The organism is Ideonella sp. B508-1 (assembly GCF_000333615.1).
Taxonomy (GTDB): Bacteria; Pseudomonadota; Gammaproteobacteria; order Burkholderiales; family Burkholderiaceae_C; genus Ideonella.
Genome location: NZ_BADL01000457.1, coordinates 1 through 22065, shown reverse-complemented (window position 1 = coordinate 22065; position 22065 = coordinate 1). Strand labels below are relative to the sequence as shown.

Genomic DNA, 22065 nt, shown 5'->3' with positions numbered 1-22065 from the left:
ACGGGCGGCCCCTGTCCTGGGGAGGGTCAGCGACGGGTCGTCGGGCGTTGCAGGGCCACCGGCTCCAAGGCCACCGAATGGTTGCCGTTGCCCACCCAGATCTGTCCTTCCTGGACCGTGATTTGCAGCTGCATGCCGCGCGCGGCCAGGCCCGCCAGCTCGCGGCTGGCCTCGGTGGGCACCTGCCACACCTCCAGATTGCTCAGTCGCGCCACCTTGCCGGCAATGCTCTGCCACCAGATGGGGGTGGAACTGCCGTAGGCCCAGATGCGCACCTGCTCGGCGCGGCCGCAGGCCTTGGCCAGACGGCGGTCATCGGGCTGGCCGACCTCGATCCATTGCACCAGCGCGCCGGTCAGGTCCTTCTGCCACAGGTCCGGCTCGTCGGTGTCCGACAGGCCGGCGGCGAACTCCAGCGCGCCACGGTCGGTGTCGGCCGGCACGGCCAGCGCAAAGGCCAGCAGCCGCATCATCATGCGCTCGTCGGTCTCGGAGGGGTGGCGAGCCAGCGTCAGCGAATGGTCCGCGTAGAGGGAGCGGTCCATGTCGGCGATCTGGATCTGGGCCTTGTAGACGGTGGATTTGAGAGCCATGGGGGGAGTGGACAAGCGAACAAGCCCGGCAGTGTAGGGCGGCGGCACCGGAATCCCCGAACCCGCCAGGGCTGCGGTGGCCTGTGACCACTGTGGTGGCATCATGGTGTCACCGTTTCGCCATGAGACGCTTTCGACCAGAAGAGACCCCGATGAACACCAAGAACAACCCCTTGCTGTCCCCCTGGTCCACGCCCTTCGGGCTGCCACCCTTCGACGACATCCGTCCTGAGCATTTCGTCTCCGCCCTGCAGGCGGCCATGGCCGAGCAGCGCCTGGAGCTGGATGCCATCGGGGCCCAGACGGCCCCGCCCAGCTTCGAGAACACCGTGGCGTCCCTGGACCGCTCGGGGGCCTGGCTCTACCGGCTCGACGCGCTGCTGTCGAACCTGACCGCCTCGGCCACCTCGCCGGCCCTGCAGGCCGTGCAGCGCGAGTTGGCCGCACCGCTGGCCGCGCACGACAGCGCGGTGAAGATGCACCCCGGGGTGTTTGCCCGGCTGGATGCCCTGCATGCCCAGCGCCACAGCCTGGGTCTGGAGCCGGAGGCCTTGCGTCTGCTGGAGCGTCTGCACCTGGACTGCGTGCGCGCCGGCGCCCGCCTGGGGCCGCAGGCCCAGCAGCGCTATGCCGCCATCATGCAGGAGCTGGCCACGCTGTGCACCCAGTTCGCCCAGAACGTGCTCGCTGACGAGGCCGCTTATCAGCTGGTCTTGCGGGGCGAGGACGATCTGGCCGGCCTGCCGGATTTCGTGCGGGCCGCGGCCCGGCAGGCGGCCGCCGAGCGCGGCCTGGACGAGGCGGCCCATGTCATCACCCTGAACCGCTCGCTGATCGAGCCCTTCCTGACCTATTCGGACCGTCGGGACCTGCGCGAGCAGGCTTGGTCAGCCTGGAGCCGGCGCGGCGAGATGGACGGCGAGACGGACAACCGCGCGCTGATCCAGCGCATCCTGGTGTTGCGCAATGCGCAGGCGCGCGAGCACGGCTTCGACAACTACGCCGACTATGTGCTGACCGACAGCATGGCCGGCGACCAGCAGGCCGTGCGCCAGCTGCTGGGCGAGGTCTGGCAGCGCGCGCTGCCAGCGGCCGAGCGCGAGCGTCAGGCCCTGATCGCGATGATGCGCAGCCATGGCGTGGCCGGCGAGCCCGAGGCCTGGGACTGGCGCTACTGGTCCGAGAAGGTGCGGCAGGCCCGCTACGACATCGACGATGCCGAGGTGAAGCCCTATTTCTCGCTGGAACGCATGGTCGAGGCCCTGTTCGATTGCGCCCAGCGCCTCTTTGGCGTGCGCTTTGAGGCGCGGCCGGATGTGCGCGCCTACCACCCGGATGTGCAGGTCTACGAGATGTTCGATGCCCAGGGGCGCAGCGCCGGCCTGTTCCTGCAGGACAACTTCGCGCGGGCCACCAAGCGCTCGGGCGCCTGGATGAGCGATTTCGCCTACCAGTCGCGCAACCGCGGGGTGGACCGGCCCATCATCGTCAACAACAACAACTTCGCCAAGGCCGCGCCCGGCCAGCCCACGCTGCTGTCCTTCGACGACGCGCGCACGCTGTTCCACGAGTTCGGCCACGGCCTGCACGGCCTGCTGTCCAACGTCACCTACCACCGGCTGGCCGGCACCCAGGTGTTGCGTGACTTCGTGGAACTGCCCTCGCAGCTGTTCGAGCACTGGCTGGGCGAGCCCGAGGTGCTGCGCCGCCACGCCCGCCACTGGCAGACGGGCGAGCCCATCCCGCAGGCGCTGATCGACCGCTTGCAGACGGCGCGGCGCTGGGGGCAGGGTTACGAGACGGTGAGCTACACCGGCAGCGCGCTGGTGGACCTGGAGATCCACGCGCTGAGCGACCCGGCGGGACCGGGCGATGTGGTGGCCTTCGAGCAGGCCGCGCTGCAGCGGCTGGGCATGCCGCCGGCGGTGGGCATGCGGCATCGGCTGCCGCATTTCCAGCATCTGTTCGCCGGCGCGGGCTATGCCGCGGGCTACTACGTCTACCTCTGGGCCGAGGTGCTGGATGCCGACGCCTTCAACGCCTTTGTCGAGGCCGGCAACCCGTTCGATCCGACGGTGGCGCAGCGGCTGCTGCGCCACATCTACGCGGTGGGGGACACGGTGGACCCCACCACGGCTTACACGTCCTTCCGGGGACGCTTGCCGGCGTTGGAGCCGCTGTTGGCAAAGCGCGGCTTGTTGCCCGCCGAGGCCGGCTTGCCGGCACCCTGACGCGGACCGCGGCTGCCTTCCCAGCCGCCTTCGCGGCGGGCCTCGAACGGGGCGCGCTGCGGACGATCGCCGCCTTCACGGCGTTCGAAGGCCGGGCGGTCGGCGCGCGGGGCACGGCGCTCGAAGTGGCCTGCACCCTCGCGGCGCTCGAAGTGGCCGCCCTCACGACGCGGCTCGAAGTGACCGCCTTCGCGGCGCTGCTCGAAGTGACCGCCGTCACGGCGTTCGAAATGGCCGCCTTCGCGACGCTCGAACGGACCATCCTGGCGACCGAAGGCCGGGCGCTCCGAACGGTCGAAGGGGCGGTCCGAGGGACGACGGTCACGCGGCGGGCGTGCACCGTAGCCTTGGCGGTCCTGCTGGCCGCCGAAGCCACCACCGAAGCCACCGCGGCCACGCGGGGCGCCGCCACGCGGCGGGCGTTGGTTGAAGATCTCCGGTGCCGGCTTGCTCGGCTCCAGGCCTTCCACCGTGGCCACCGGGATGGGTTGGGTGGTGTAGTGCTGGATGCGGCGGATCATCGGCACATCGCGGCGCTCGGCCAGCGTGACGGCGCGGCCTTCACGACCGGCACGGCCGGTGCGGCCGATGCGGTGCACGTAGTCCTCGGCCTTCAGCGGCAGACCGTAGTTGATCACGTGGGTGATGGTGGGCACGTCGATGCCGCGGGCGGCCACGTCGGTGGCCACCAGGATGCGCAGCTGGCGGCTGCGCAGGCCCTGCAGCACGCGGTTGCGGCGGCCTTGCGGCATGCCGCCGTGCAGGGCGGCCACGCGGTGACCCATGTCGGCCAGGCGGTCGGCCAGGAAGTCGGCATCCACCTGGGTGCTGGTGAAGACCACGGCCTGGTCGACATTGCGGTCGGTCAGCAGGCTGTCCAGCAGCGCCTTCTTGTGGTCCAGGCTGTCGGCCCACATCAGCTGCTGCGTGATGTTCTCGTGCTTGGCGGTGTGGCCGGCGATTTCGATGCGCTCGACGTCGTCCTTCTGCAGGCGCTGGGCCAGGCGGCCCACTTCACCGTCGAAGGTGGCGCTGGCCATCAGGGTCTGGCGCTTGGCGGGCAGCTGCTCGGCAATGTGCTCGATGTCCTCGATGAAGCCCATGTCCAGCATGCGGTCGGCTTCGTCCAGCACCAGCATCTCGACGTTGTCCAGCACGGCCTTGCCGCTCTGGATGTGGTCGATCAGGCGGCCAGGGGTGGCGATCAGGATGTCCAGCGGGCTGCGCAGGGCCTTGAGCTGGGCGGGGTAGGGCACGCCGCCGACCACGCTGGTCACGGTCAGCCAGGGCACGTTGCGGCCGTAGTCGGAGGCGGCCTTGGCGACCTGCATCGACAGTTCACGGGTGGGCACCAGCACCAGGATGCGCGGGCCCTTGACTTCGCCACGCTTGGGCTTGTTGGCCGGGTCCTTGCGGGCCTCGAGCACGCGCATCAGCGCCGGCAGCACGAAGGAAGCGGTCTTGCCGCTGCCGGTGGAGGAGCACACGCGCAGGTCGCGGCCCTGCAGGGCTGCGGGGATGGCGCGGGCCTGGACTTCGGTGGGGTTCTCGTAGCCGGCGGTGCGAACAGCGCTCAGCAGGGTCTCGTCGAGACCCAGGGATTCAAAACTCATGATCAACCTTGGAGAGCACCGGTCAGCCCACGGAAGGCAGGCTGCAAACGGCGCGGTGGGGCAGTAAAAGGCATCGCCACCGACCGCGCTGGGCGAACTGCCAAAGCAGCCCACCCGGCTCTGCTGAACTACCGTGCATGCCGAAGCGCGCAAGGCAAAAAACCGGAAGGTCGAAGGGGATGTGCGAAAGGCGGCTTGAAACTGGTTCAGGTCCAGACCAAGTCCGCAGGAGCGGCCAGATGGCTCCGGCAAAAGACCAACTCACACAGAAAGGCCAGAAGGAATCCGGCCCGTGGCGGTCAGCATTTTTGCTCCAAGCCGGTGATTCTATCAGCTTGTGTCAGTTTCGACAAACTGGGAACCCGGCAGCCATTCACAATTCACAGCGTCAGCCCGACGCGAGCGCTTCATCCGCCGAAGCCCAGCCGCCGCCAGCGCGTCTTGTCCGAGTCTTCTTCTTCCGAGGCTTTCTTGTCGTCCACCCATTCCGGGCCGTCCCGTACGGCTCAGCGCAAGTTCCCGCCCTTGTCCCTTCTGAGCCGGCATCTGGCTGCGGCCGGTCTGTTGATCGGCCCCGCCTGGGCTCTGGCGCAGACCAGTCCTTCGCCCGCCCCAGCGCCGACACCCCAGGCCGCCCCCGCGCCGGCCCCCAACGTGCAGCAGATCGAGATCAACGGCAACAAGCTCAGCGATGTCGAGGAGCGTCGGCGCTCCACCGCGGCCAAGATCATCGTCGGCCGTGACGAGATCGAGAAGTTCGGCGACAGCACGGTGGGCGACCTGCTCAAGCGCCTGCCGGGGGTGACGATGTCGGGCACGCCCGGTCGGGGCGGCAACATCCAGATGCGCGGCCTGGGCGGCGGCTACACCCAGATCCTGCTGGACGGTGAACGGGTTCAAGGCGGGCTCTCGCTCGATTCGATCGACCCGGACCAGATCGAGCGCATCGAGATCCTGCGCGCGCCCACGGCCGAGACGGGCGCCCGGGCCATCGCTGGCACCATCAACATCATCACCCGCGAAGGCTTCACCAAGCGCCGCAACGATGTGCGGGCCAGCATCGGCCTGGAGAACGGCCGCGTCCAGCCGCGGGCCTCGTGGTCGCGCGAGGACAAGCTCGGGCCGATGAACTACAACGTGACGCTCTCGGCCTTCCGCTTCGACCGGGCTGACGCCAGCCAGGTCCACACCGTCAACGACACCGACGACCGCACCGAGGACAAGCACGCCAACAGCACCCGCAACGGGGTGCACCTGGGCAGCAAGTTCCAGTGGCGGCTGGGGGGCGGGGACACGCTGATGCTGATGCCCATGGTGGTGTACTCCAGCGGCAGCAGCCATGGCGCTTCCAGTTTCGAGCCGGGGGCGCTGGGCACGCTGCCCTACAGCGCCAGCAGCAGCAAGACGGACAGTGAGTTTTCGCTGGCGCGGGTCAACAGCCAGTGGCGCGGCCGGGCGGGCGAGGGCAGCCTGGAGCTCAAGGCCGGGGTGGGCCAGTCGCGCAACCTCAGCCACAGCTGGACCACCGAGTTCGACAGCGAGCAGGGCGGCGACCAGCTGGAGGACGACCGCTCGCAAGGCGTGGAGCGCACCGGCAACGCCAGCGCCAAGTACAGCCTGCTGCTGGAGAACGACCACAGCCTGGTCACCGGCTTCGAGAGCGAGTATGCCCGCCGCAACCAGTCCAGCCAGCAGCTCACCAACGGCGTGCCCGCCAGGGCCGACTATGGCGACGACTACCTCGCCAACAGCCTGCGGCTGGCCGGCTACGCCCAGGATGAGTGGAACATCAGCCCGCAGTGGGCCGCCTATGCGGGCCTGCGCTGGGAGGGCATCCGCACCCAGAGCCAGGGCAGCGACGATGTGAACCACCGCAACCTCAGCAGCGTCTGGACGCCGCTGCTGCATGCGGTCTACAAGTTCGACCCCAAGAGCCGCGACCAGATCCGCATCAGCCTGACCCGCAGCTACCGCTCGCCCGACCTGAGCGACCTGATCGGCACGACCTGGCTGGCCAAGGGCACCAACTCCGAGACCAACCCGGACAGGGCCGGCAATCCGAACCTCAAGCCCGAGCTGGCCACCGGCGTGGACCTGGCCTACGAGGTCTACCTGGACGATGGCGGCATGCTCAGCGCCAACCTGTTCGCCCGCCGCATCAGCAACCTCATGCGCACCCTGACCACGGCCGTGCCGCAGGGCGATGGCAGCACCCGCTGGGTGGCCAGCCCGCAGAACATCGGCAACGCCACCACCCAGGGCATCGAGCTGGAGGCCAAGTTCCGGCTGACCACGCTGTGGGCCGATGCGCCGGCGTTGGATGTGCGCAGCAACGCCAGCCTCTACCAGTCGCGCGTGGACGGGGTGCCCGGCCCGGACAACCGCCTGAGCCAGCAGGCCGCCGGCTCGCTGAACCTGGGGGCCGACTACAAGATCCCGCGCACCCCGGTGACGGTGGGCGGCAACGTCAACTGGACGCCGGGCTACCGCACCCGCCTGTCGGAGAACCAGTGGGCGCTGCAGAGCCCCAAGCGGGTCATCGACTTCTACGGGCTCTACCAGGTCACCCCCAACGCCCGGGTGCGGCTGAGCGCCAGCAACCTGGACCCGCGCGAAGTGCAGACGGCCAGCACCGTGGGCGACGAGACGGCCACGACGCAGTCGCGCAGCTACATCAACTGGGCGCTGCAGCTGGAGATGAAGCTCTGAGCGAGGATGGGTGGGGGCTCAACCCTCGCCGGCCTCGCCGTCGGCCACCACGCGCACGGCCTGCTCGCCCAGCGTGACCCGCTGGCCTGCGCGGATCTTGCAGGTCTTGCGCAGCTCCACCTGGCCATCCACCTGCACCTCGCCCGCGGTGATCAGCTGCTTGGCCGTGCCGCCGCTGGGGGCCAGACCGGTGGCCTTGAGCAGGGCGTCCAGGGGGATGTGCTCGCCGCGCAGCGGCAGTTCGATCTCTTGCATGCCGGGCATTGTGCTTGACAAGCTCCGGTGGCCGGGCGCAGAGTGCGCCTCTCATCTCTTTCATCCACCCCTCAACCTGCAGGAGGACGACCATGATGCAACGCACGGATCTTGCCCACCCTGCCGTGGCCCGTTGAGCGCCGGTTGATGTTTCTCGCGGGTGTGCCACCCGCGTCGCCCCACCGGGGGACCTCCCTCCCGCTTCCTTCCGGTCACGGCCCCTTGCGCCGTCACGCGTGTGCCTGTTCGCGCCCACGCGTTCTTCGACCCTGTGCGCCTGGCGCGCACCCGGGCTGGCCCGCCGTGGCCGGCCCATGGAAGCGATCACCATGTTCGACTCGAACGACTTTGACGCCCTGCGTCGTCTCGGCCTCCAGACCTCTCTTGTGTCCCAGGCCCTGGGCCTGTCCACCCAGGACGACGAGCGCCTGATGCGCGTCGTCGAGGTGCAGCGCGACCGCTGCACCCTGCACGACGGCCACCAACTCCACGAGGCCCGGCTGTGGCCCGCCCTGCAGGCGCGCCTGCAGGTGCAGGGTGAGGGCCTGACCGTCGGCGACTGGGTGCTGGCCCGCCCGGACGGCACCGGCGGCCGGTGGATCTCGGTCCAGCTGCCGCCCGACCACCGCCTGGTGCGCCGTGACGCCAGCGGGCACCGCCAGGGCCTGGTCAGCCATGTGGACCACGCGCTGCTGGTGATGACCTGCGGGCACGACTTCAACCTGCGCCGCCTGGACCGCTACCTGGCCCTGGTGCGCCTGGCCGAGGTGGACCCGGTGGTGGTGCTGACCCAGGCCGACTGCCATGCCGATCCGGATGCCCGCGTGCAGGCGGTGCACCAGCACCTGGGCGCAGGTGCGCAGCAGCCCCCGGTGCTGGCGGTGGATGGGCGCCGGGCCCCGGCGGCCCAGGCCCTGTCGCCCTGGCTGGAGCCAGGGCGCACCCTGGTGCTGCTGGGCTCCAGCGGGGCGGGCAAGAGCACCCTGCTCAACACCCTGGCCGGGCACGGCGCCGATGATGCGCAGCGCACCGGCGCCGCGCGCGAGCACGATGGCCGTGGGCGCCACACCACCACCGTGCGCTCGCTGCACCTGTGTCCCTCCGGTGCCTGCGTGATCGACACGCCGGGCCTGCGGGGCCTGCAGCTGGATGCCGACGAGGCCGACCTGGCACGCGCCTTCGACGACATCGCGGCGCTGTCGCACCGATGCCGCTTCCGCGACTGCCAGCACGAGGAGGAGCCCGGCTGCGCGGTGCGCGGCCGGGTCTCGCCGAACCGGCTGCTGAGCTGGCACAAGCTGCAGCGCGAGGCCCGCCGCCACGAGCAGGACGCCCTGCAGCGGCGCGAGCAGCTCTCGGTTTGGAAGGCGCGCAGCCGTGCCACGCGCGAGGTGATGCGGCTCAAGCGGGGCTGAGCCGCACCGCGTTCCAGCTCAGCTCACCGTGACGGCCGCGGTGCCGGCCGTCACCACCGCGGTGGTGCTGCGGGCGATGACCGAGGTGGCGGGGGCGCTGCTGCCCACCAGCCGGTTGACCTGGCGGAACTCGCAGCTCAGCTGCTGGGCCGTCAGCGTCACCACCGAATAGCCCTGGGCGTCGGTGTTGACATGCTTCAGCCAGGGGTTGGAGTTCAGCCCGGCCAGTTGCTGGGCCAGACCCAGCAGCGTGGTGTTGAAGCCGCTGTCGGCCTTCAGGCCGGCCAGCACCGTGTCGGTCGTGCTGTCCAGCGCGGCCTCGGCCACGCCGGCCTGGGCCAGCGCGCCGCGCAGGCGCACGCGGGCCTGCTCGGCCAGGCTGTCCAGCGTGGGGGTGGCCTTGCCCAGGGTGTAGTCCAGCAGGTTGAAGGGCACGCTCAGGGTGCCGGCCGCGGTCGGGATGGACAGGGTGTAGACCACCAGGGTGGCCAGTTCGGCCGACAGCTCGCCCACCGCGCTGCTGAGGTAGGAGAAGAAGGAGTCCGAGCTCATGCCGGCGGTCACCAGGTCCACCATCACGTCCTGGCCCGTCGCGGCGTCGTAATCGTCGCGCACCGTGCCGGCGAAGAAGGCGTGGATGTCTCCGGTCAGCGCCACCACGTTTTGGATGGCGTGGTCGCGCAGAAAGCCCATCAGGGCCTGGCGCTCGGCGTTGTAGCCGTCCCACTGGTCGCAGTCGAGCAGGAACTTCTGGAAGTAGGGCGCCAGGCTGGTCTGCAGGCCCGCGGCGGTGATGAAGCTGGAGCTGACCCCGTGGGCCTGGATGTCGGTCTTGATCAGGCCGAAGGCGATGACCTGCGCGGCGGCACCGGCCTGGGCCGTGCTGCCCGCCGCAGCTGCTGACTTGGCGGCGCCATAGGCGGCCACGGCGATGCCGGCCTGGGTGGTGTTCAGGCCCGCGCCCACGGCGGCGGCGGCCAGGTCGGCGCTGGTCGCGTCGGCGGTGGCGATGGCCACGGCCGCGTTGGTGGCGACGGATTGGCTGGCGCCGGCTGTCATGGCCGCGACCAGCGCGGCTGCCACCGTCACGCTGCCGGTGCTGCTGACCGCCGTGCCGATCTGCGTGGCCAGGGTGCTGATGGCGTTCAGGGCCACCAGCGTGGCGATGGCGTCGGTGCCGTTCAGGCCCATGCGCAGCAGCGAGACTTCATTGCCCCAGAGCTTCCAGGTGGTGCTGGCGTTCTTCATGGTGTCTTCCCACCAGCCGCGCTGGGTGGTGCCCAGCATGGACACGGGGGCGATGGGATCGGCGGCGCCGGCGGCCGTTGCCGCGCTGATCTTGGCCGCGGTGGCCGCCGCGATCGTGCTGGCCGGCACCATGTAGCGCGAGCCGATGCTCGATCCCACGGCCGCCTCGGGGATGGTGTGGTCGGCGCGGTAGAGGCGCTCGTCCGTCATGGCCAGCTGGGCCAGGTTGCCGAACTGGAAGCTGCGGTAGATCTGGATCGCGTCGATGCTGCTGCTGTTGGCGTCGTAGCTCACATCGGCCGGCATGAACTCGAACCAGGCGCGGTTGGCATGCAGGCGCCGGGTCGTCTGGTGGGTGTTGTCGCCCACCCCGGTGGCGGCGTTGTAGGTGCCCAGGTCGTAGGTCTCCGCGTCCTGCCAGCAGTCGTCGCTGAACTCATGGTCGTCCCAGATGGCGATCATCGCGAAGCGCTCGTGCAGGGCCTGGATGCGGCTGTCGCTGCGGTAGGTCTTGTAGAGGTAGCGGTAGTCATCCAGCGCATCGGCGTACTTGCCGCTGCTGCCGTCGGCCTTGGTGGCCCCCACGGGCAGGCTCAGCGCGCTGTGGCGGCTTTCCACCAGCCCGGTCTGGAAGTCGGCACCCACCGTCTCGTAGATGTAGTCGCCCAGGTGCAGGAAGAAGTCCAGGTCGGTTTCGTTGGCCACCAGATGCTCGTAGCCGGCCCAGTGGTTGATGCTCCAGTCCTGGCAGGTGATGAAGGCAAAACGCAGCTGGTTCAGCGCCGCGCCGCTGGCCGGGGCGGTCTTGAAGCGGCCCACCTTGGAGCGCACCGCCCCGGCGGTGAACTGGTAGTAGTAGGTGGTGGCCGGGGACAGGCCGGTCAGCTTGTGGCGGATGGTGCCGTCGTAGTCGGCATAGGCCGGCACGGTGAGGTCGGCCAGGGCCGTGCCGCTCAGGGCGGTGTTGCTGCCCAGCAGGGCGCTGTTGTCCGCAGCCGTCACCACCAGACGGATGGTGACGTCCGTGCCACCTTGCAGCGAGGCGGCGTCATCCACGCCGCTGGGCGAGACGCGGGTCCACAGCACGATGCTGTCGGGCCGCGGGTCCGCCGAGGCCACGCTCTGCGGGAACTTCCAGTTGGCGCCGGTGGCTTCGGGGGTGGTCGGGTCGTCCCCGCTGCAGGCGCTCAGCCCGGCAGACAGACCGGCGGACAGGGAGGAGACGGAGAAGAAGCTGCTCAGCTTCAGAAAGCGACGGCGATCCATGGGTCATGCTCCGGAAAAACAAGGGCCCGCAGCGGCGGGCAGCGGGCCATGTTTGCCGGCAACGGTGACCGTCGCGTGACGAAGGTGCTCAGTTTTGCGGCTTGAGCAGCGTCTGCTGCATGAACAGCACGGTGGCGTAGAACTGGAAGTCGGCGTTCTCCTTGCGCTGGAAGCCGTGGCCCTCGTTCTCGGCACGCAGGTACCACACCGGCACGCCGTTGGCACGCGCCTTGGCCACGATCTGCTCGGCCTCGGTCCAGGGCACGCGCGGGTCGTTCTTGCCCTGGACCACGAACAACGGCTTTTTGATCTTCTCGGCGTTGCTCAGCGGCGAGATGCGCTCCAGGAAGGCGCGCATCGCGGGGTCGCGCTCGTCGCCGTATTCCACCCGGCGCAGATCGCGCCGGTAGCTCTCGGTGTTGTTCAGGAAGGTCACGAAGTGCGAGATGCCGACGATGTCGATGTTGCCGGCGATGCGGTCGGCGTAGTGCTCGGCCACCGCCAGGCTCATGTAGCCGCCATAGCTGCCACCGGTCACCAGCACGCGGCTCGGGTCCAGGTCGGGCTGGGTGGCGATCCAGTCGAGCAGGGCGCCGATGTCCTTGACCGAGTCCTCGCGCTTCATGCCGTTGTCGGCCGCCAGAAAGGTCTTGCCGAAGCCGCTGGAGCCGCGCACATTGGGCTGGATGAGGGTGACGCCCAGCTCCTGCACGTAGTAGTTGCCCCGGCCCAGGAAGCCCACCTTGGCCTGGCCCTCGGGGCCGCCGTGGATGGCGATCAGCACCGGCCGGCGGCCCGCAAAGCGCTGCGGGTCGGCGCGCGAGATCAGGCCCGAGATGCTCAGGCCGTCGAAGCTCTTCCAGCGCACCACCGCCTGGCGGGCGAACTGGCGGGGGTCCACGCCTTCCGGGGTGCGGGCCTCGGTCCACTGCTGCACCTGGCCGCTGGCGGGGTTCAGGCTGTAGAGCTGGCTGGGGCCGGCGCTGCTGTCGAGCGAGAAGGCCAGCTCGCGCGTGGCCGGGTGGAAGCTGGCCCGCCCCACCGTGCCTTCCGGCAGGGCGGGTTGCGGCACCTCGCTGAGGGTGCGGCTGTCCACCAGGTGCAGCACCTCGCGGCCGTCCTCGTTGGCCAGCACGGCCAGCAGGTCGCCTTCCTCGGTGCTGCTGGCCAGGTCCAGGTCCCAGGGAATGCCGAGCTGCGCCGGGCTGAGCTGGCCGCTCTTCAGGTCCAGGCGCAGCAGCTGGCGGAACTCGCCGCGGGCATCGCTGGTCAGCAGCAGGCCCTGGCCATCGGGCTGGAAGGACTGCGGGAACCAGGTGGCGGCCGCCGTGTCGTTGCTCCGGGGCAGCAGCTGGCGCTTCTCGCCGCTGGCCAGGTCCAGCAGCCAGACTTCGGTGCGGTTGGCCGACAGGTAGTGCAGCAGCGCCACCTGGCGGTCGTCGGGCGAGACGGCCGTGGCCTCCCAGCCGGTGCCGGGCAGGGTGGCGACAGCGCGGCGGCCCTCGGGGTGCAGCGGGTCGCTCAGCCAGAGCGTGGTGTCCACACTGGCGCGGCTGCCGCCCGGGGCGGTGCGGTCCAGCGGCACCGCGGTGTAGAGCAGGCGGGCCGGCGGGGCCTCCGCGCCCGGGGCGGTGTTGCCGTGCAGCCAGACGTTCATGGCGTAGCGCTGGCCGGCGTCCACCAGCGGGGTCACCACGCGGGTGTCCAGGTCCAGGCGGTAGAGCTGGTCGGCCTCGTTGCCGCCGGCGGCGCGCTGGAAGACGATGTAGCGGCCGTCGCGCGGGTCGTAGCGGCCCACCCGCACCGGGTCGGCGAAGTCGGTCAGGGCCTCGGGCTCGGCCATCGGGCCGCTCAGGCGGTAGAGCTGCGGTGTGCTGGCGCCGGGGGCGCGGTGGCTGATCAGCATCTCGCGCCGGTTCGGATGCCAGTCGACGAAGCTGTCGCCGCTGAACTCGGTGTACTTCTCCACCGCCCGGACCAGGCGCATCGGCACCGGCGGTATGCCCTGTGCCACCAGGTTGGGGTTGGGCGCCAGCACGCCGCTGTCGGCGGAGGGCAGCGAGCTGCAGGCGCTGGCCAGCAGCGCGGTGATCAGGCACAGGGCGGTCGTCGTGTGGCGCATGGGATGAACGCGTGACAGGAACGGGGGAGGGCCGCGCCCCGGTTGGGACGGGCCTGCATGGACTCCGGCATGGACTCCGCAATGTACCGTTCCAGCCCGTGAACGCCAGCCCCCGCCCGGGGCGGCCGGGTGGCTCGGGCCTCCAGCGGCTTTCTGAATGGGGATCGACCCTGTCGGCATTTGTCCGACAGCCTGCCGCGTGCGTGCGCCGACAGCCGGTACCGGCCCACGCCGATGTCGCCCGCCCGGGTGACTGCCTAGAGTTTCATCTATGGCATCCGTCCCTGGGTGCCGGGAGACAACACCATGGTCAGTCTGCACACCGCCTGTGGCGCGACGGCCTCCGACCTCGCGCAGACGCAGTACCTGCTCCGGTTCGAGTCCCTGTTTCATGCCGGGCGCGGCATGGCCTTTCCCTGTGACAAGCAGGGCCATGTGGACCTGGACGGCATGACCGACCGGGCCCGCGAGAGCTACCTCTACGCCCGCGCCGTGATCGGCCGCGAGTACGCCTTCCCCCAGGTGCTGCCGCTGGCGCACTGAGCCGGCCCGGCCGGCTGCGGGTATCGTCTCGGGTTTGGACCTGCCTGCCCGACCGACGATGAAGCTGCTGCTGGCCCCGATGGAGGGGCTGCTCGACGCCACCTTGCGTGACGTGCTGACCCGCGCGGGCGGCATCAGCCGCTGCGTCAGCGAGTTCATCCGCGTCACCGACACTGTGCTGCCCGAGCGGGTGTTCTTCCGCGTGATGCCGGAGCTGGCCGAGGGCGGCTGCACCCCGGCGGGCGTGCCGGTGCGTGGGCAGTTGCTGGGCTCCGACCCGGTCTGCCTGGCCGACAACGCCGCCCGCCTGGCCAGCCTCAGCCCCCACGGGGTGGACCTGAACTTCGGCTGCCCGGCCAAGGTGGTCAACCGCCATGGCGGCGGCGCCGCGCTGCTGGACGAGCCGGAGCTGATGCACCGCATCCTGCGCGAGGTCCGCCGCACCGTGCCGGCGGGCACCGTCGTCTCGGCCAAGATGCGCCTGGGCACCCAGGACGACGCCCGGGCCGTCGAATGCGCCCAGGCTCTGGCCGAGGGCGGGGCGATGGAGCTGGTGGTGCATGGCCGCACCAAGCTGCAGGGCTACCGGCCCCCGGCCTACTGGGACCGCATCGGCGCCATCCGCGAGGCCGTGGCGGTGCCCGTGGTGGCCAATGGCGAGATCTGGACGGTGGACGACGCCCGCCGCTGCCAGGCCGAGAGCGGCTGCACCGACCTGATGCTGGGCCGCGGCATGGTCTGCGACCCGGGACTGGCTCTGGCCGTGCGGGCGGCCGTGGCAGGCGAGGGGGCCCGGGCCTCAGTCGGGCTGGACTGGGCCGCCCTGCAGCCGCTGCTGGCGGTCTTCTGGGACCGGGTGCGGCTGCACATCGTCCCGCGCCACCAGGCTGGCCGGCTCAAGCAATGGCTCAATCTGCTGCGCCGCTGCCACCCCGAGGCCGAGGCCGCCTACCAGGCCTGGCGCGGCGAGACCGACGGCCGCCGCATCGCGCTGGCGCTGCTGGGCCCGGAAGGCGCCGGCCCGGGCGGCGAGGGGCGCGCGGCGGGGGCCCGGTACACTGCAGGGTCGCTCCCGTCCGGCGGAGCTTTCGTCCCAACGCATTCCCCGCGCCATGTCCCTGTCTTCCAAGGTCCCGGCGACCTCGGTGTTCGAACTCAAGAGCGCTGCGCTGACCGTCCTGGCGCTGCAACTCAAGACGCCTGATCTGGCGTCCCTGGCCGAGGCCCTGGCGGCCCGCTACGGCGCCACGCCGGGCCTGTTCGAGCACGAGCCGCTGTGCGTGGACCTCAGCCTGCTGCGCGAGGAGGCGAAGTTGCCCGATTTCGACGGCCTGGTGGGGCTGCTGCGCCGCCACGGCTTCAACCCCATGGCCCACCCGCGGCGGCAACCCCGAGCAGATGGCCGCCGCCCTGAGCGCCGGCCTGGCCGAGGCCCCCGATGTGAGCCAGCCCCGCCCCGAGGCGACCGTGACCGAGCCCGCCGCCGCCGAGGTGCCGGCCGCGGCGCCCGAGGAGGCCGCCCCGGCCCAGGCCGAGCTGCCGCTGGCCGAGCCGGCCGAGGACCGCACACCGGCCCCGGCCGCCGAAGCCGCCGCCCCTGCACCCGAGCCGGCCGAGCCCGCCCCGGCGCCGGCCTCCGCGCCGGCCACCGTCATCATCGACAAGCCGCTGCGCTCGGGCCAGCAGGTCTATGCCCGCGGGGCCGATCTGATCGTGCTGGCCGTGGTGAGCTTCGGTGCCGAGGTGATCGCCGACGGCAGCATCCACGTGTACGCGCCGCTGCGCGGCCGGGCGATTGCCGGCGCGCAGGGCGACACCCAGGCCCGCATCTTTGCCGCCTGCATGGAGCCGCAGTTGGTCTCCATCGCCGGCACCTGGCGCACCACCGAGGCGGGCCTGCCGCCCGAGGTGGCCGGCAAGCCCGCCCAGGTCCGCCTGGACGGGGACAAGCTGCTGTTCGAGCCCCTGAAGTTCTGACCCTTTTCGCAAAAGTTTTCCGAGAGATTCGAAAGGACCTGTACCGATGACCAAGATCGTCGTGGTGACCTCTGGCAAGGGAGGTGTGGGCAAGACCACCACATCGGCCAGCTTCGCCTCCGGCCTGGCCCTGCGCGGCTTCAAGACGGCCGTGATCGACTTCGACGTCGGCCTGCGCAACCTGGACCTGATCATGGGTTGCGAGCGCCGCGTGGTGTATGACCTGATCAACGTGATCCACAACGAGGCCAGCCTCAAGCAGGCCCTGATCAAGGACAAGCAGTGCGACAACCTGTTCGTGCTGGCCGCCTCGCAGACGCGTGACAAGGACGCGCTGACCCAGGAGGGCGTGGAGCGTGTGCTGAACGAGCTCAAGGAGATGGGCTTCGACTACATCGTCTGCGATTCGCCCGCGGGCATCGAGACCGGTGCGCTGATGGCCATGCACTTCGCCGACGAGGCGCTGGTGGTGACCAACCCCGAGGTCTCCTCGGTGCGCGACTCCGACCGCATCCTGGGCATCCTGGCCTCCAAGACCCAGCGCGCCATCTCCGGCGCCGAGCCGATCAAGGAGCATCTGCTGATCACCCGCTACAACCCCAACCGGGTGGTGGGCGGCCAGATGCTGTCGCTCGAAGACATCCAGGAGATCCTGCGCATCGAGCTGATCGGCGTGATCCCGGAATCGGAAAGCGTGCTGGAGGCCTCCAACCAGGGCCTGCCCGCGGTGCACCTGAAGGGAACCGACGTGTCCGAGGCCTACCAGGACGTGGTCGCCCGCTTCCTCGGGGAGGACAAACCCATGCGCTTCACCGATGCCGTCAAGCCCGGCTTCTTCAAGCGCATCTTCGGAGCGAGGTGATGCCCATGTCCTTCCTCTCCTTCCTGCTCGGCGAGAAGAAGACCACCGCCACCGTCGCCAAGGAGCGGCTGCAGATCATCCTGGCCCATGAGCGCAGCGGCCGCAGCGCCGCCACGCCCGACTACCTGCCCGCGCTGCAGCGCGAGCTGGTGGCCGTGATCTCGAAGTACGTGAAGATCAACCCGGACGATCTGAAGGTCCAGCTTGAGCGCCAGGACAACCTGGAAGTGCTCGAAGTGAAGATCGAGCTGCCGGACAACCGCTGAGGCGGCACTGCCCCTGGGCGCCGGCGTCTCAGCAGGCGTCCAGCAAGGGCAGCAGCTCTTCCTCCCACTGGGCGAGATCGCCCGGTGCGAGGTGCAACCAGTCCAGCGCGGCTTCCTCGTGGCCGGCCCAGTCCGCATCGGGCGGCAGGCCCTCGTGGCGGCGCATCAGATGCTCGGCCACCAGGCCCGCGGCCACCAGGGTGTGGGCCTCGGGCTCGGTGTCGGCGTCGCCCAGCATGTCCAGATCGTGGTGGCGGCGGATGGCCACCATCACCTCCGGCGCCAGCTGCCACACGCGGGCCACCAGGGCCCCCACCACCGCGTGGTCGGTGCGGTGGTTGGCGTTCTCGGTGGCGATGTAGGAGCGGTCGATCCGCGCAGCCGCCTCCACCATGGTGCTGCCGTAGCCGCGCAGGCTCTGCATCATCACCGGCATGCCCACATGGGAGAACAGGCCGTAGGTGTGGGCCAGGTCCACCGACAGGCCCGGCAGGTGGTGGGCGATGTGGCCCATGGCCACGGCCCGTTTGGTGGAGCGTTCCCAGAAGCGCTGCAGCTGCGGGCTGTTGACCTTCAGCGTGGTGCGCACCAGGTAGGCCGTCATCTCCTGGGCCGTCTTCTGCAGGCCCAGGCGGGTCATGGACTGGCCCACCGTGTGGACCGGCTGTCCCAGCGAAAACGCCGGGCTGTTGGCCAGCTTGATCAGCGCGGCCGACATGGCCACATCGCTGGCGGCGATGCGGGCCACCTCGGTCAGGTCCGGCTCGGCCTGGGCCAGGGCCGAGCGCATCCGCGTCAACAGCTCCGGGCAGGGCGGGATGACGATGGTCTTCAACGGACCGCTGCGATGGGCCTGGTCCAGCTCGAGGCGGACCTGCTGGGCGCGCGAGCGCGCGGGCGCGAGGGTGTCGTCGGTCATGTCGGCATTCGGTACGGCGTCTTCACCTTATCGGCAGCTGACGCGGCCCCTGAAGGCTTTCCTGACCGAATTTCCTTCCGTGGGGCTCAGGCGCCCAGGCCCAGCGCGGCGATGCCGGCCTTGGCGATCTGGGCATCCTCGCTGGACTTCACCCCGCTCACGCCCACGGCACCGGCCACCTGGCCGTCGATCAGCACCGGCACGCCGCCTTCGAGCATGCCCTCGATCTCCGGGGCGCTCAGGAAGGAGACGCGGCCCTTGTTGATCATTTCCTCGTAGACGATGCTTTCACGGCGGCCCAGCGCGGCGGTGCGGGCCTTGGCCGGGGCGATGTGGGCGGACAGCGGGGCGGCGCCATCCAGCCGGTACAGGCCCAGCAGGTGGCCGCCATCGTCCACCACGGCGATGCTCACCGCCCACTGGTTGCGCTCGGCTTCGGCGCGTGCGGCGGACAGGAGGGTGGCGACATCGGCATGGCTCAGGCAGGGCTTGGTGTACATCGTGGGAATTCCGTGGCAGGGTGGATCGGCGGGTCGCACGGGTGCGCGGCCGCTGACCGGGGTGTTGAAAGTTCCGGAAGTATCGCCGCGCTGGCGCAGCCCAGCACTGACAATTCGGTCATGTCTGTTTCACCGTCTGCGCACAGTGCCCCGGCTGCCCAGCTGATGGCGCGCTTTCTGGGCGGCTACCCGTCCGAGCTGCTGGGCCAGGTGCTGCCGGTGCTGGAGGCCGGCCGTCTGGGCGAGGCCCTGGCCCGTCGCCACCCCGAGGCGCACACCGTGCGCACCGACGCGGCCCTGTACGACTACACGATGGCACTCAAGCAGCGCCACATGCGGCAGAGCAGCCCGGTCGCCCTTGTGGCCTACGACGCCAAGCTCAAGGTGCTGACCCAGGCTCTGGGCACCCACACCACCATCGCCCGGGTGCAGGGCGGCAAGCTCAAGGCCAAGCGCGAGATCCGCGTGGCCAGTCTGTTCCGCGACGCGCCGGCCGACTTCCTGCGCATGATCGTGGTGCACGAACTGGCCCACCTCAAGGAGCGGGAGCACGACAAGGCCTTCTACGCCCTGTGCTGCCACATGGCGCCCGACTACCATCAGCTGGAATTCGACACGCGGTTGTGGCTGCTGGCCCAGGAATGGGCGCGGCGCCAGCCCGCAGAACCCCCGCCGTCCCCGGCCTGAACCCAGGAGACCCGATGCCCGGACCCGCCCGCGCTGGCGCGCTGATCTACGCCAAGGACATGAATCGCCTGGCCGTCTTCTACGAGGCCGTGGTGGGCATGCGCACCCTGCACGCCACGGCCGAGCTGATGGTCATCGAATCGGCCGACTTCCAGATGGTCTTGCACGCGCTGCCGCCGGCCTATGCCGAGCGCGTGCAGATCGCCACGCCGCCCCTGCCGCGCGAGGACACGGCCATCAAGCTCTTCTTCACGGTGGACGACCTGGCCGAGGCCAAGGCGCAGGCCACTGCGCTGGGGGGTGTGGTCTTCGACGATGAATGGGCCGGCCCGCGCTTTCGGGTGCGCAATGCCTGCGACCCGGAGGGCAACGTCTTTCAGCTGCGCGAGTTTCTCGCATGACTTGATTTTTCTCAAACAACGGCCGACTGCGGCGTTCCTGTCCGTCTCCAGAAAGGCTCATTCGTCGTCATCTCCCGAGAATCCCTCGGGTCCGATGCACGAGGCCTGAGTTGCCCATATGGATTCGAATCAAGAAGCTGCCGGCGCCCGGCGCTGGCTGGCATGGTGGCGCTATTACCAGACGATGTGGGGCCTGCAGGGCCGGGGTGGATGGCTGCTCGCCGGTTTGGCGGCATTGGTGTGGGTGAACGCCGGCATCTACAAGGTGCAGCCCGACGAACAGGGCGTGGTGTTGCGCTTCGGACGGTGGGTGGACACCACCAATCCTGGTCTGCATTACCACTGGCCCTTTCCGTTCGAGACGGTTCTCTATCCCAAGGTCACCCAGGTGAACCAGCTGCAGCTGGGCAATGTGACCTCCCAGGATGACGAGCATGGTCGACAGATGCTGACCGGCGACGAGAACATCGTCGAAGCCGATGGGACGGTGCTCTGGCGCATCAAGGATGCCGGCCAGTACCTCTTCAGGGTCAGGGAGCCCGAGGCCGCCTTGAAGCTGAGCGCGGAGAGCGCCCTGCGCGAGGTGATCAGCCGCACGCCCATCCAGGCGGCCCTGTCGGACAAACGTCAGCAGATCGCGGACCAGACGCGCGACCTGCTGCAGAGCATGCTGGATCGGCAGGGGGCCGGGATTCTGGTGACCCAGGTGCAGCTGCAGCGGGTCGATCCGCCCTCTGCGGTGATCGACGCCTTCAACGACGTGCAGCGCGCGCGGGCCGACCAGGAACGCGCACGCAACGAGGCCGAGGCCTATGCGAATGACATCCTGCCCCGAGCCCATGGCGAGGCGGCGCGCATCCAGCAGGAAGCCGATGCCTACAAGGCCCAGGTGGTCAATCTCGCGCAGGGCGATGCCAAGAGCTTTCTGGCGGTCTACAGCAACTACGTGAAGGCCAAGAACGTCACGGCCTGGCGGCTCTATCTGGACAGTGTGGACGAGGTGCTGAAGAAGGCCACGAAGGTCATCATCGACACCTCCGGCAAGGGGGTGTCGGGGGTGGTGCCCTACATGCCTTTGTCCGAGAAGACCGACAAAGCTGCGCGGGCTGCAACACAGGCACCTGCCAAGGAGGCCTCGAAATGAAGACCTTGCCTTGGCGCATCGTGGTCCTGCTGGTCACCGTCGTGGTGCTGGCTGTGCTGTCGTCCACGCTCTACACCGTCAGCGAGGGGCAGGAGGCGCTGATCGTGCGCCTGGGCGCTCCGGTGGGGGTGGAATCCCAGCCGGGTCTGAAGTTCAAGCTGCCCATGGTGGACAACCTGGTCTTCTATGACGCCCGCCTGCTGACCCTGGAATCCCCGGCCGAGCAGGTGATCCTGGGGGATCAGAAGCGCGTCGTGCTTCAGGCCTATGCCCGCTACCGGATCAAGGATGTGCTGCGCTTCAACCAGGCGGTGCGCACCCTGCAGCTGGCCGAGCCACAACTGGCTCAGGTGATGAGCACCGCGCTGCGCCGGGTGCTGGGCCAGGTGTCGCTGCTGGATCTGCTGTCTCCCAAGCGCGTGGCCATCATCCAGCGCATCCAGGACGACGTGGTGGACAAGACGCGTGGCCTGGGCATCGAGGTGGTCGAGGTGCGTCTGCACCGCGCCGACCTGCCGCTGGAAACCAGCCAGGCCATCTACGACCGCATGAAGTCCGAGCGCGAGCGCGAGGCCAAGGAGCTGCGCGCCCAGGGCTTCGAGTGGGCGCAGGAAATCCAGGCCAAGGCCGAGGCCGAGCGCACCGTCATCCTGTCCGAGGCCCAGCGACAGTCCCGAATCACGCGGGGTGAGGGCGATGCGGCCGCCGGTGAGATCCTGAACAATGCCTTTGGCCAGGACGCGCGCTTCTATCAGTTCTACCGTTCGCTGCAGACCTATCGCCAGGCCCTGGCGGACACGGGGGCAACGCTGGTGCTGTCACCGGACACGGCCTTCCTGCAGCCCTTCAAGTCCGGCCCCGGGGCCGGCATGACGGGTGGCCCTGCCCACCGCTGAGGCGGTGGGGAATCGACGGCGAGCGAGCTAGGAAGGCGGCAGCCCGATGGGCATGGACGACAGCATTCATTTCCTGAACCTCGTGCTCGAGGTCTTCTTCCTGGACCTGCTGCTGAGCGGCGACAACGCGGTGGTGATCGCGCTGGCCTGCCGTGGGCTGGCCCCCAGCCAGCGGCGCCAGGCCGTGCTGATGGGCACCGCGGGTGCCATCGTCCTGCGCCTGCTGCTCACGGTGCTGGGCAGCCTGTTGCTGCACATTCCTCTGCTCAAGCTGCTGGGCGGGCTGGCCTTGCTGGTGATCGCGATTCAGCTGGCCCTGGGCGAGGATGATGCGTCGGCTGGGGAAGCGCCCGAGGTGGCGGACCCCGCGGCAGGGTGGATGGCGGCGGTGCGCACGGTGATCGTGGCCGATTTCGTG

Annotated in this window: 18 protein-coding genes and 2 pseudogenes; 13 read left to right on the top strand and 7 right to left on the bottom strand. The window is 69.7% G+C overall.

Annotated elements, in window-relative coordinates; genetic code table 11:
- Positions 1–26 precede the first annotated feature (26 nt).
- Entirely contained in the window at positions 27–593 is a 567-nt protein-coding gene (locus tag I73_RS18555; RefSeq protein ID WP_022981989.1) for a YaeQ family protein, read from the bottom strand.
- A 152-nt stretch (positions 594–745) separates the two neighbouring features.
- Here I73_RS18555 and I73_RS28960 point away from each other — a divergent pair, with 152 nt between their 5' ends.
- Positions 746–2824, top strand: coding sequence for a M3 family metallopeptidase (locus I73_RS28960; protein WP_022981988.1), 2079 nt, complete (start codon positions 746–748; stop codon positions 2822–2824).
- Here the strand turns inward: I73_RS28960 and I73_RS28955 are convergent.
- Positions 2731–4437, bottom strand: a complete 1707-nt coding sequence (locus I73_RS28955) for a DEAD/DEAH box helicase (RefSeq protein ID WP_022981987.1) — start codon at positions 4435–4437, stop codon at positions 2731–2733. The genes I73_RS28960 and I73_RS28955 overlap by 94 nt on opposite strands.
- A 525-nt stretch (positions 4438–4962) precedes the next feature.
- On the opposite strand from I73_RS28955, the gene I73_RS31850 reads away from it, so the two are divergent.
- On the top strand, positions 4963–7146 hold the full coding sequence (locus tag I73_RS31850) for a TonB-dependent siderophore receptor (protein WP_159105906.1): 2184 nt from the start codon (positions 4963–4965) through the stop codon (positions 7144–7146).
- Positions 7147–7164: 18 nt separating this feature from the next.
- Here I73_RS31850 and I73_RS18535 read toward each other — a convergent pair whose 3' ends face one another.
- A complete protein-coding gene (locus I73_RS18535) occupies positions 7165–7401 on the bottom strand; it encodes an RNA-binding S4 domain-containing protein (protein WP_026096933.1) in 237 nt (78 codons plus the stop codon).
- Between the two features lie 329 nt (positions 7402–7730).
- Here I73_RS18535 and rsgA point away from each other — a divergent pair, with 329 nt between their 5' ends.
- Positions 7731–8816 (top strand): ribosome small subunit-dependent GTPase A, encoded by a 1086-nt coding sequence (rsgA, locus tag I73_RS18530; protein ID WP_040500874.1) that lies wholly within the window; start codon positions 7731–7733, stop codon positions 8814–8816.
- An 18-nt stretch (positions 8817–8834) separates the two neighbouring features.
- Here the strand turns inward: rsgA and I73_RS18525 are convergent, their stop codons facing one another.
- Positions 8835–11330 carry an alkaline phosphatase gene (locus I73_RS18525; RefSeq protein WP_022981983.1) on the bottom strand — a complete coding sequence of 832 codons (2496 nt, stop codon included), beginning with the start codon at positions 11328–11330 and terminating at the stop codon, positions 8835–8837.
- 88 nt (positions 11331–11418) lie between these two features.
- The gene (locus I73_RS18520) at positions 11419–13452 is read right to left on the bottom strand and encodes a prolyl oligopeptidase family serine peptidase (RefSeq protein WP_022981982.1); all 2034 of its coding nucleotides are present in this window, start codon (positions 13450–13452) and stop codon (positions 11419–11421) included.
- A gap of 306 nt (positions 13453–13758) precedes the next feature.
- On the opposite strand from I73_RS18520, the gene I73_RS18515 reads away from it, so the two are divergent.
- From I73_RS18515 to minE, 5 genes and pseudogenes are all read left to right on the top strand, one after another.
- Complete coding sequence (locus I73_RS18515) at positions 13759–13995, top strand: hypothetical protein (protein ID WP_022981981.1); 237 nt, start codon at positions 13759–13761, stop codon at positions 13993–13995.
- 58 nt (positions 13996–14053) lie between these two features.
- Complete coding sequence (locus I73_RS28950) at positions 14054–15199, top strand: tRNA-dihydrouridine synthase (protein WP_022981980.1); 1146 nt, start codon at positions 14054–14056, stop codon at positions 15197–15199.
- Positions 15108–15972 (top strand): annotated as a pseudogene (minC, locus tag I73_RS34895) (septum site-determining protein MinC). The gene I73_RS28950 and the pseudogene minC overlap by 92 nt, the downstream one beginning before the upstream one ends.
- A 46-nt stretch (positions 15973–16018) precedes the next feature.
- Positions 16019–16834 carry a septum site-determining protein MinD gene (minD, locus tag I73_RS18500; RefSeq protein ID WP_022981979.1) on the top strand — a complete coding sequence of 272 codons (816 nt, stop codon included), beginning with the start codon at positions 16019–16021 and terminating at the stop codon, positions 16832–16834.
- Positions 16835–16839: 5 nt separating this feature from the next.
- On the top strand, positions 16840–17100 hold the full coding sequence (minE, locus tag I73_RS18495; protein ID WP_026096932.1) for a cell division topological specificity factor MinE: 261 nt from the start codon (positions 16840–16842) through the stop codon (positions 17098–17100).
- Positions 17101–17128: 28 nt separating this feature from the next.
- Here minE and I73_RS28940 read toward each other — a convergent pair whose 3' ends face one another.
- Both I73_RS28940 and I73_RS18485 read right to left on the bottom strand, forming a co-directional pair.
- Positions 17129–18019 carry an HDOD domain-containing protein gene (locus I73_RS28940; protein WP_022981977.1) on the bottom strand — a complete coding sequence of 297 codons (891 nt, stop codon included), beginning with the start codon at positions 18017–18019 and terminating at the stop codon, positions 17129–17131.
- Positions 18020–18105: 86 nt separating this feature from the next.
- Entirely contained in the window at positions 18106–18519 is a 414-nt protein-coding gene (locus tag I73_RS18485) for a heme-binding protein (RefSeq protein WP_022981976.1), read from the bottom strand.
- Between the two features lie 120 nt (positions 18520–18639).
- On the opposite strand from I73_RS18485, the gene I73_RS28935 reads away from it, so the two are divergent.
- The 5 genes and pseudogenes from I73_RS28935 to I73_RS18460 all read left to right on the top strand — a co-directional run.
- Positions 18640–19206 carry a M48 family metallopeptidase gene (locus I73_RS28935; RefSeq protein WP_234409545.1) on the top strand — a complete coding sequence of 189 codons (567 nt, stop codon included), beginning with the start codon at positions 18640–18642 and terminating at the stop codon, positions 19204–19206.
- Between the two features lie 14 nt (positions 19207–19220).
- Positions 19221–19607 carry a VOC family protein gene (locus tag I73_RS18475; protein WP_022981974.1) on the top strand — a complete coding sequence of 129 codons (387 nt, stop codon included), beginning with the start codon at positions 19221–19223 and terminating at the stop codon, positions 19605–19607.
- A 118-nt stretch (positions 19608–19725) separates the two neighbouring features.
- Positions 19726–20751 carry an FtsH protease activity modulator HflK gene (hflK, locus tag I73_RS28930; RefSeq protein WP_022981973.1) on the top strand — a complete coding sequence of 342 codons (1026 nt, stop codon included), beginning with the start codon at positions 19726–19728 and terminating at the stop codon, positions 20749–20751.
- On the top strand, positions 20748–21647 hold the full coding sequence (gene hflC, locus I73_RS28925; RefSeq protein ID WP_022981972.1) for a protease modulator HflC: 900 nt from the start codon (positions 20748–20750) through the stop codon (positions 21645–21647). The genes hflK and hflC overlap by 4 nt, the downstream gene beginning before the upstream one ends.
- 52 nt (positions 21648–21699) lie before the next feature.
- Positions 21700–22065, top strand: a pseudogene (locus tag I73_RS18460) (hypothetical protein); the annotation flags it as partial.